We start from the raw sequence: 8561 nt of genomic DNA, 5'->3' as shown, positions 1-8561 counted from the left end.
ATCCAAAATCGTATGGAAAGCACCATCCGTAATCAGAGCTCAATTTCTGAGAACGAATCCGATGCTCGCAGCCGTATTCGTGATACTGACTTTGCATCTGAGACCGCTGCTTTAACCTCAAATCAGATCATTCAGCAGGCCTCTCAGACCATCCTGTCTCAGGCCAATCAGCGTCCAACTATTGCGCTGCAGTTACTGGGTCAGTAATGGCTTAAGCTTCAACTAGCTTGCAAAAGGGCAGTGCATAGCACTGCCTTTTTCATTTGGGGTGTGCCCACAGCTGACACTACCTTGCTCACGACCTTGCTAATTAGGCTTGCTACTATTAGCGCTTGGCTTGCTACTATTGGCGCTTGCTATTCGTGCTGCGGCTTTGATGCTGCAGTTATGGAGGCTATTGATAGCCTAGAGTGGCGATCTTGCGATGGTATTAGCTGCAGCTATTTGCAGCATGGTGTGGCCTGTGGTTGTTGGCCTTGCTTGGCCGGTGGCTTTCGAGCCTAAACAAAGGGCCATGCTCGTGAGAGTATGGCCCTTTGCTGTTTTGCGCCTGCGTTAGTTGGTGTAGTGCTGCGGCGGTGCAGAGCTGCGGCTCTAAGGCGCGGCTTTGCGTTGAGTACTTTGAAGTGACTATCTGTTGTGGTAGTCCTGAATTCTCTTGTACTCAGTATCGAAACGCTTAATCATGTCGTCGAGGTTATCCATGATGTGGGATACCTCATCAATGGCACTGTCGTTCTCCTTGGAGATATCGGTACAGTGCATAGAGAGCTCGTAAACATTCTCCGAATCAGAGTTAATCTGGCTTGCAACCAGGGTCTCAGAGGAGATAAGTTCGGTCATCTCCTGAGTCATTTGGCTCATACGCTCGATGTTCTCTGATACCTTTTTAAAGCCTGCAGCTGATTGCTGAATTGCCTCATGACCAGCATCGGCAAGCTCGCGAGATTTACGAGAAGACTGTACGGCAATTTGAGAGTTCTTAATTAATTCAGCTACAGTACCATGAATCTGATTAGTACACTCTTTTGACTTGATTGCAAGGTTACGTACTTCATCAGCTACGACAGCAAAGCCACGTCCTTGCTCACCAGCACGTGCTGCTTCAATAGCAGCATTTAATGCCAGAAGATTGGTGTGCTCTGAGATACTGATAATCTGCTTTAATAAATTAGAGATCTGCTCAGCATCGGCAGCTAAGGTCTCAATGATGCTACACATATTATCGCTACCAGAGCTAATGTCATCTAAGGCAGAGCGATTCTTTTGCGACATAGTTGCTGTTGAGGTAACGAGGTCAGAGGTCTCACGTGCATAGTTATTGGTTTGATGCACTAATTGTTCAAGCTCGTTGATCTCATTGCTCGCGTGGGCAATTGAGTCATGAATATGGTTACTTCTCTCACTTTGCTCAACAATATAACGAGTGCTTTCATGAGCATATGAAGAGCAAGCATGTGCCTTGACACGTAACTCATCAACTGCATCGCCAACACGGTTGATCATAGATCTCATATTGGCATTGTTGGACAAAATCAACAGACGCACGTTGGAGATGATTTCATCTTCACGATCATGGGAGTAGCACAGCATGCCTACAGGATGGTCGTAGACCTTAGCAAGCAGCTTTTTGGCATTCTCCATCTTGCGCTTCATGATGCCACGTTGATTAGCAACGCACAGGTATGAAGACAGTGAACCCACTGCGATCGCTGCAATTGGATGTAAGAAGAAAGCACCTGCAGTCACAGCAGCACAACCTAGAGCAAGCTGCATAGACTTAGGAATAACTGGGAAGCTTGGCTTTAATGGCTGATTGCTATTGAGCTTTTTGTAAACTTCAATAGAACGCTGTACGTCCTTTTCATTTGGTGGATAACGAACCGACTCATAGCCAACGATATGGCCGCGATCAAACACTGGAGAGATGAAGGCATTCACCCAGTAGTAATCACCATTCTTGGTTCGATTCTTCACAATACCCATGAAAGACTCACCACTCTTGATGGTAGTCCACATGAGAGCAAACACCGCTGCTGGCATGTCAGGATGGCGGACGATATTATGAGGTTTACCAATGAGTTCTTCTTCTGTAAAGCCACTAATTTCAATAAATGGCTTATTAACTTTAGTAATGACACCTTTCAGGTCGGTAAAGGAAATAATCTTGGCGTCCTTAGGAAAAGGCACACGCACATCCGTTACCGGAAGATTGGTCTTCATTGGCACCTCCAAAAATGTCCTAGCTTATGTACTAACTAGGAACAAACACATCGCTCCAAACCTTCAGCAATGCGCAATATAGGCACCCAAATAACAAGAAGCTTTGCTAAAAAGATAAAGACACGTTGAAGTGACTTAGCAAAAGCTACTAGGCTGCCATAAAAAACGGTACTTACTTTCGTGATCTTTGTACCGCGTATATACAATTGACTAAGCATGTGTTGGCGTTGGCCACGCACATAGAGCTACTTGAGATGGACATAACTTATCCCAAGCGCTTTTAATGAACTACTCACTAAAAAGTAAGACTGCAATAGTCTACGCTTTAGCAACTAATAGTATTAACTCACACTTGTCCATAAATGGACAAAAAATCTCCTACAATTTAATGTCCAATCGTGTCTTGTTGCAAGTTGTTTTGGCACGCATCTCCTAGTTAATGACACATCTCACAGACTAAAAAAAATCTTTGAGAACGGCGACAAAAGAGCTTGCGTCTCCAATCAGTATAAGTGTGCAAATACTTACGCAAGACATAAGCAAGGCATCAGCAAAACCTAAGCACTTTGCGCCCAATACTGGCAGCGACACAGTTATGAGTATCCAAAATAACTTACATATTAATGCACAACAGACTTTGCATCAAAGCAAATAACTATGTTAGTCAGAATTTTTATATAGCAACCGCCACTACCTAACTCATAAAAACCCGAAATTTATCAGCATTACGAGCAACTATGCCTTAACTTCCCACCTCTTGAGTATTTTGTTCAAACGACCATAAAATCTCACAAAATGGCCTTATAGCCCTATTCTCACGCAGTCTTTACACGATTATCACCAAAAACCCATCCTCACACGAACAAACAGCCTCATCAACTTCCAACCATTTTAACTTTAAGCTCAGCTTTTTCGCTGCTATCCAGCACAAGCAAGCTAAAAGCATCGAATGCAGCATATACCTATCGATCATCACCCTAGCCTATAAGATCACCGTATCGCTGCATCTAAAGTTCACGCCAGGCTACATGAGTAGCATCAATGTGGCATGAGATCAGACGCCTATCGCTGTAATAGCTAATAGCTGGACACTACCGAACGCTACCAATAGCGGCATTCGCGCTGATGTACTTGCTATCAGCAGTAGATGCGCAAGTGCCCGTTTATGTTTCTTAACCAGACTTAGCTGCGCTGATCTTATGTTGCTTGGCTACTACTCTTTGAAAGTATCTGTTTTGTAAGGTCAACTTGTATTGGCTCGTCAGGGCTTGCAATCACTGGCCTTATCATCACTTCCTTGATATCAGATGATCTTTGGGCCGTGTTCTTGGGGCGTACTCCGATGACCCACGATCTTATGGCTGCTATTTTGACCTGCGATCTTCAGCAGGCTATTTACCATGAGTTCTGTTGCTGTGGAGAATTAGGCTGTGATCTCGGGTTAGTGATCTTGTGAATTTTATCTTGGGGATTTGCTCTTTAGTCTTGTGATCTTTTGACCTGAAATTTGACCTGTGATCTCGCAAGATCGGTGAGCTGCATATTGCCATTATTAAGCTTGTTCGCTCGTTGCTGCTCTGTTGGTGGCCTACAGACAAGCAAGCGCTAGAGACAGCTAAGGAATTTAATCAACTGATGGCTAGAGACAGCTAAGGGAGTAGAAACGACAAAGGCCTAGAGCTTGTGCTTGCTAGGCCTTTGAAGTTATTTAGCAGACATCTAGATGGCTAGATGGATGGTGCTATTGGTGAACCTTCTGGTACTCAACCTCGAAGCGGTGAACCATTTCATCGAGGTTCTGCATGATCTGATTAACCTGCATAATGGTGTGATCGGATTCATCTGCCATATCAGAGCACTGTTCTGCTAAGTTAGATACGTGAGCCGCATCTGACTCGATCTGATTAGCAATCGATGCCTGATTGCTAATACTGTCGGCCATGGTGTGAGTCATGTCCTTAATCTTAGAGATGTGAGTCTTAATCTCGTTAAAGCGGGTAGCAGACTGAGCAATAGCCTCCTGACCAGCCTCAGAGAGCTCTACAGAGTGAGCAGATGCATCAACAGCACGACGTGAGTTATCAATTAACTGACCTACGCACTCATCAATCTTGTTAGTGCACTCTTTCGACTTGATAGCGAGGTTACGCACCTCATCAGCTACCACGGCAAAGCCACGGCCCTGCTCACCAGCACGAGCAGCCTCAATAGATGCGTTCAATGCTAGCAAGTTGGTGTGATCAGAGATATCAACAATAGTCTTTAAGAGCTCAGAGATGTTATCAGCACTCGCAGAGAGGTTATTGATAACGCCTACTAATTCTTGAGCACCCTCGTTAATTGCCTTAAGTGCCTTACGGTTGTTTTGAGTAGCATCGAAAGTGCTGTTAACGCGATCAGTAGTCTCAGTGGCAAGCTTATCGGTGTTCTGCACGTTATCACGCAGATTTTCGAGCATATGACTCATATTACCGATAGAAGCACGAATATTAGTACTCATAGCACTTTGCTGATGGATGTCCTCAGCACTCTTGCTTGAGATCTCTGCAGAAACGCTAGCTCTGGACTTAAGAATTTCTAAAGCATCACCAACACGATTAATCATGGACATCATGTTAGCGTTGTTAGTAAGAATAGCTAAACGCAGACCGGAGATGAACTCATCTTCACGATCGTGGGAGTAGCACAGACGGCTTACTGGGTGATCGTAAACTGCAGCGAGCAGCTTATGTAAGTTCTCAACCTTGTGACGCATTAACCAGCGCTGATGGGCAACGCTAGCAAATGGGCCAATAATAGCTACTGCTAAAGCGGCTAGTGGGTGGACAAAGTAAAGACCAATCGAGGCGGCCACGAATGCAGATGCTGTGACCATAGCACGTGGTGGCATTGGAACAATTGGGGTTAAACGCTTACCGGTGCTTAAAGCCTTGTATACAGCCTCAGAACGCTGTACATCGCGCTCATCTGGGCAGTAACGCACGGACTCGTAGCCAACAATCTTACCGTTTTCAAATACTGGGGAGATGAATGCATTAACCCAGTAATAGTCACCGCTCTTAGCACGGTTCTTTACGATCGCCATGAAAGGCTTGCCTGACTGAATAGTTGCCCACATCAGAGCAAAAGCTGCAGCCGGCATGTCAGGGTGACGCAGAATATTATGAGGCTTACCAATCAGCTCTTCTTTTGAATAACCGCAGATATCCACTAACTCTTGATTTACCTTAGTGATGATACCTTTCAGATCGGTAAACGAAATGATCTTAACGTCCTTTGGAACGTTAATGCGATTGTTTGTAACAGGAAGATTTAACTTCATGGGGCACCTACTAGCTCAGCAGAATAAGTGAGTTAGAACCTAAACTATGATCATCAAAGCTACGAGTTCTATACCATGCTGTGGTAACAAACAGTATAGAGCAGCTAAGCACTATTACTAGGAAACAAGCGTGATTTTGAACTCTAGATCAAAGAGTTTACCCATACAAACACTTGCATCATAAAGCTGCCTTGAGATGATTGCCACAACATGTACTCAAGGTATGATGATTGATGCTAACTTTGCCAAGCATGACATGCTATGAGCATAAGTAGCTAAAAACAGTATCGCCATACAAAAAAGGCGATATTAAAATCCATGCAATCTCTTGCAGGTCCAAAAGCAAAGCGCACAAGTACTATTAAGAACTACTCTATGCATTCAAGCACTATAAACAACCTGTTAGATAGCTGCTTTAGCTTTTAATAGGCAGTTAATGAGCCATGATGCTGAACTATGCAAATAACACCTAAAGATCAGCTCGACTTATTCGAAGTCTAATCCGAAATATTAACGCTATTAACCTAGCATCTTGTATGTCAGTTGTGCTTTGATAACTACTATAACATAAACACAACCAAGCTAAATGCAAGAACACATGAGCAATCTAGTTATCTAGTGTTATTACAACACTTACAGTACTTATACTGTTGCAATATAGCTTAGAGCCATGATACTCCAATTTGTTTACAAAGCCTAAGAAAGTTAAATCTTATAGTCTTTTAGCAAACAAATGATCACCGCTGATGCACAAAGGTCAAACTCAGCTAGGATCATGAGTAACATAGTATTAAGTAATACTATTGCACTTTGTATCTATGCATACTAACCAAAGCCAATACATACATGCAAGTTCAGCTATCACAAGAACTATCTACATCACAAAATTTTTTCAAGTTTCTTCAACACATATTGAAAATCACCCCATCAAAACCGCCAATCGCAAGAAAACTAAAGATCAAAGCCCATACCCCAAACGATCACTTTACATTGCGTTTACAGGCTAAGATGAAGACCTCAGCAGCTACTCTGCTACCTAAATCCAAGCAAAAGACCACCAAGAGCAGCCAAGCATCTGTTGTCACGTCGCCCCATCAAACATCAAGTCTAACTACCTAGCGCCTGCCATCAAGCATACAGTCGGGCTATCTAAATCATGCCCTCAAAAACAGAGCACCTTCTATCTAGCGGCTACAATCAAGAGCCTAGCACTTGTCATACAGCATCAATCAGTAGCTACCAAGCATCATGGATCTAGCATTGAGCGCATCCATCGAGCATAGGAACAGATCGTACCGTCGGTTCATAAGTTAATGGCCTGTCAGTTGTTTGATTGCCATATAGCTGTGTGAGTATCAGGAAAGCTCAACTACCCTTTTCTAATACGAGTACATGACCAAGGAGTGTAAAGTCATGAAGTAAGGCAAAGCTCTGGTGCTAGCAAATGCCAGTCATCTCAATAAACATTTCTATGTTTTTATGTTGGCCATGGTCAATTTGGTATAGCAATGCTTTATCTGTGCCCTGAAGTATGTTGGGCTAAGTGAGTTTGCGGACATGCTTGTTTGTGGGCACATAATTGCTTAAATACGGACGATCTGAAAAATGGATATAGAAAGGCTAGTAATGTTCGTACCTGACTTTAAGGCTGATTAATGGTATATTGTCAGTCTTGCTTTTTTTGTACCCTCACTAGGACTTCAGCTTAATGGCCCCCACCCCTGTACGCCCTAATCTGCAGCCAGTGGTCAAGTGGGTTGGTGGCAAACGCCAGCTTCTTACTGAAATCGCACCACTGATGCCGTTGCGCTACAATCGCTACTGCGAGCCTTTTTTAGGCGGCGCGGCCGTGATGCTGTACCTGCAACCTAGCAATGCATTAGTTGGCGACCTCAATGGTGAGCTGATTTTGCTCTATGAGGTAATCCGCGACAATGTTGAAGACTTGATTGATTGTCTTAACAAGCACATCAATACCAAGGAACACTACTATGCGGTGCGCGATATCGACCGTGACCGTGAAGAGTTCTTAAAGCTCAATCGTGTACAAAGAGCAGCCCGTCTTGCCTATCTAAACCGAACCTGCTTTAACGGCCTGTTTAGAGTTAACAGCCGTGGTCATTTCAATACTCCATTTGGTAGCTATAACAATCCATGCATTGTTAATCCTGACAATTTACGTGGAGTAAGCCGCTACTTTAATGAAAATGACATTGAGTTCATGCACTGTGACTTCCAAAAGCTACTAGAGCGCCTAGGCCCAGGTGACTTTGTGTACCTCGATCCACCTTATGATCCTGTGTCCGAAACCTCAGCCTTCGTAAGCTACAACTCTGGTGGTTTTGGTCAATACGAGCAAATGCGCCTCAAAGAATGCCTCGATGCCCTAACTGACAAAGGCGTGCTCTTTATGATGTCAAATTCCTCAACCCCATTTATCAACAAGCTCTTTGAAGAGTACGACATCACTGTGGTTAAAGCTCGTCGCGCAATTAATGCCAACGCCAATCGCCGTGGCCATGTAGATGAAGTGGTAATCCGTAACTACACCACTAGACCTGCTTACTAACAACCCCAATTTATGGTTAAGTGGCTATCAAAATGCCACACGACAAAGCCATCAAATGTAATTATGTGTGTCATACCTACACTAGGTTAATAATTACTAGTTAGAACATATAGCATTATTCGATTAGATAAGTAGCAGACAGGGTCTTTAGCAAGACTCGTCTAAACAGAATTCTAGTGCTCCTTAGTCAGCGGCCTGGCCCTCCTGACATAGTTAATAGCTATTGCTATACAGAGCAACACACCATCTCAGGAGATATGCCATGGCCGTCTATGTTAATACCAATTATTCAGCTCTTCAGGGCCAGCGCTACTTAGGCAATGTCCAGAACCAGCTCACTACTACATACCAGCGTCTATCAAGCGGCCTTGATCATGTACACTATTCTTTGCATATTAAATCCTAGATCTAATTCAATGCAAAGGAAATTATTGTGAGTTCAAATAT

General features: G+C 43.7%; 5 protein-coding genes. 3 read left to right on the top strand and 2 right to left on the bottom strand.

Going from position 1 to position 8561, the window contains the following annotated elements; all coding sequences use genetic code 11:
• On the top strand, positions 1–207 hold a 207-nt coding region (locus tag RDO37_RS05915), incomplete at its 5' end, for a flagellin (RefSeq protein ID WP_308498432.1).
• A 423-nt stretch (positions 208–630) separates the two neighbouring features.
• Here RDO37_RS05915 and RDO37_RS05910 read toward each other — a convergent pair.
• On the bottom strand, positions 631–2223 hold the full coding sequence (locus tag RDO37_RS05910; RefSeq protein ID WP_308498431.1) for a methyl-accepting chemotaxis protein: 1593 nt from the start codon (positions 2221–2223) through the stop codon (positions 631–633).
• 1741 nt (positions 2224–3964) lie between these two features.
• Positions 3965–5545, bottom strand: a complete 1581-nt coding sequence (locus RDO37_RS05905; protein WP_308498430.1) for a PAS domain-containing methyl-accepting chemotaxis protein — start codon at positions 5543–5545, stop codon at positions 3965–3967.
• Between the two features lie 1708 nt (positions 5546–7253).
• Between RDO37_RS05905 and RDO37_RS05900 the strand changes: the two genes are divergently transcribed.
• A complete protein-coding gene (locus RDO37_RS05900; protein ID WP_027939490.1) occupies positions 7254–8114 on the top strand; it encodes a DNA adenine methylase in 861 nt (286 codons plus the stop codon).
• A 262-nt stretch (positions 8115–8376) separates the two neighbouring features.
• Positions 8377–8520, top strand: coding sequence for a hypothetical protein (locus tag RDO37_RS05895; RefSeq protein ID WP_308498429.1), 144 nt, complete (start codon positions 8377–8379; stop codon positions 8518–8520).
• The last annotated feature ends 41 nt before the right edge of the window (positions 8521–8561 follow it).

This window comes from uncultured Anaerobiospirillum sp. (genome assembly GCF_902485895.1).
Lineage (GTDB): Bacteria > Pseudomonadota > Gammaproteobacteria > Enterobacterales > Succinivibrionaceae > Anaerobiospirillum > Anaerobiospirillum succiniciproducens.
This window is presented reverse-complemented; position numbering and strand designations above follow the sequence as displayed.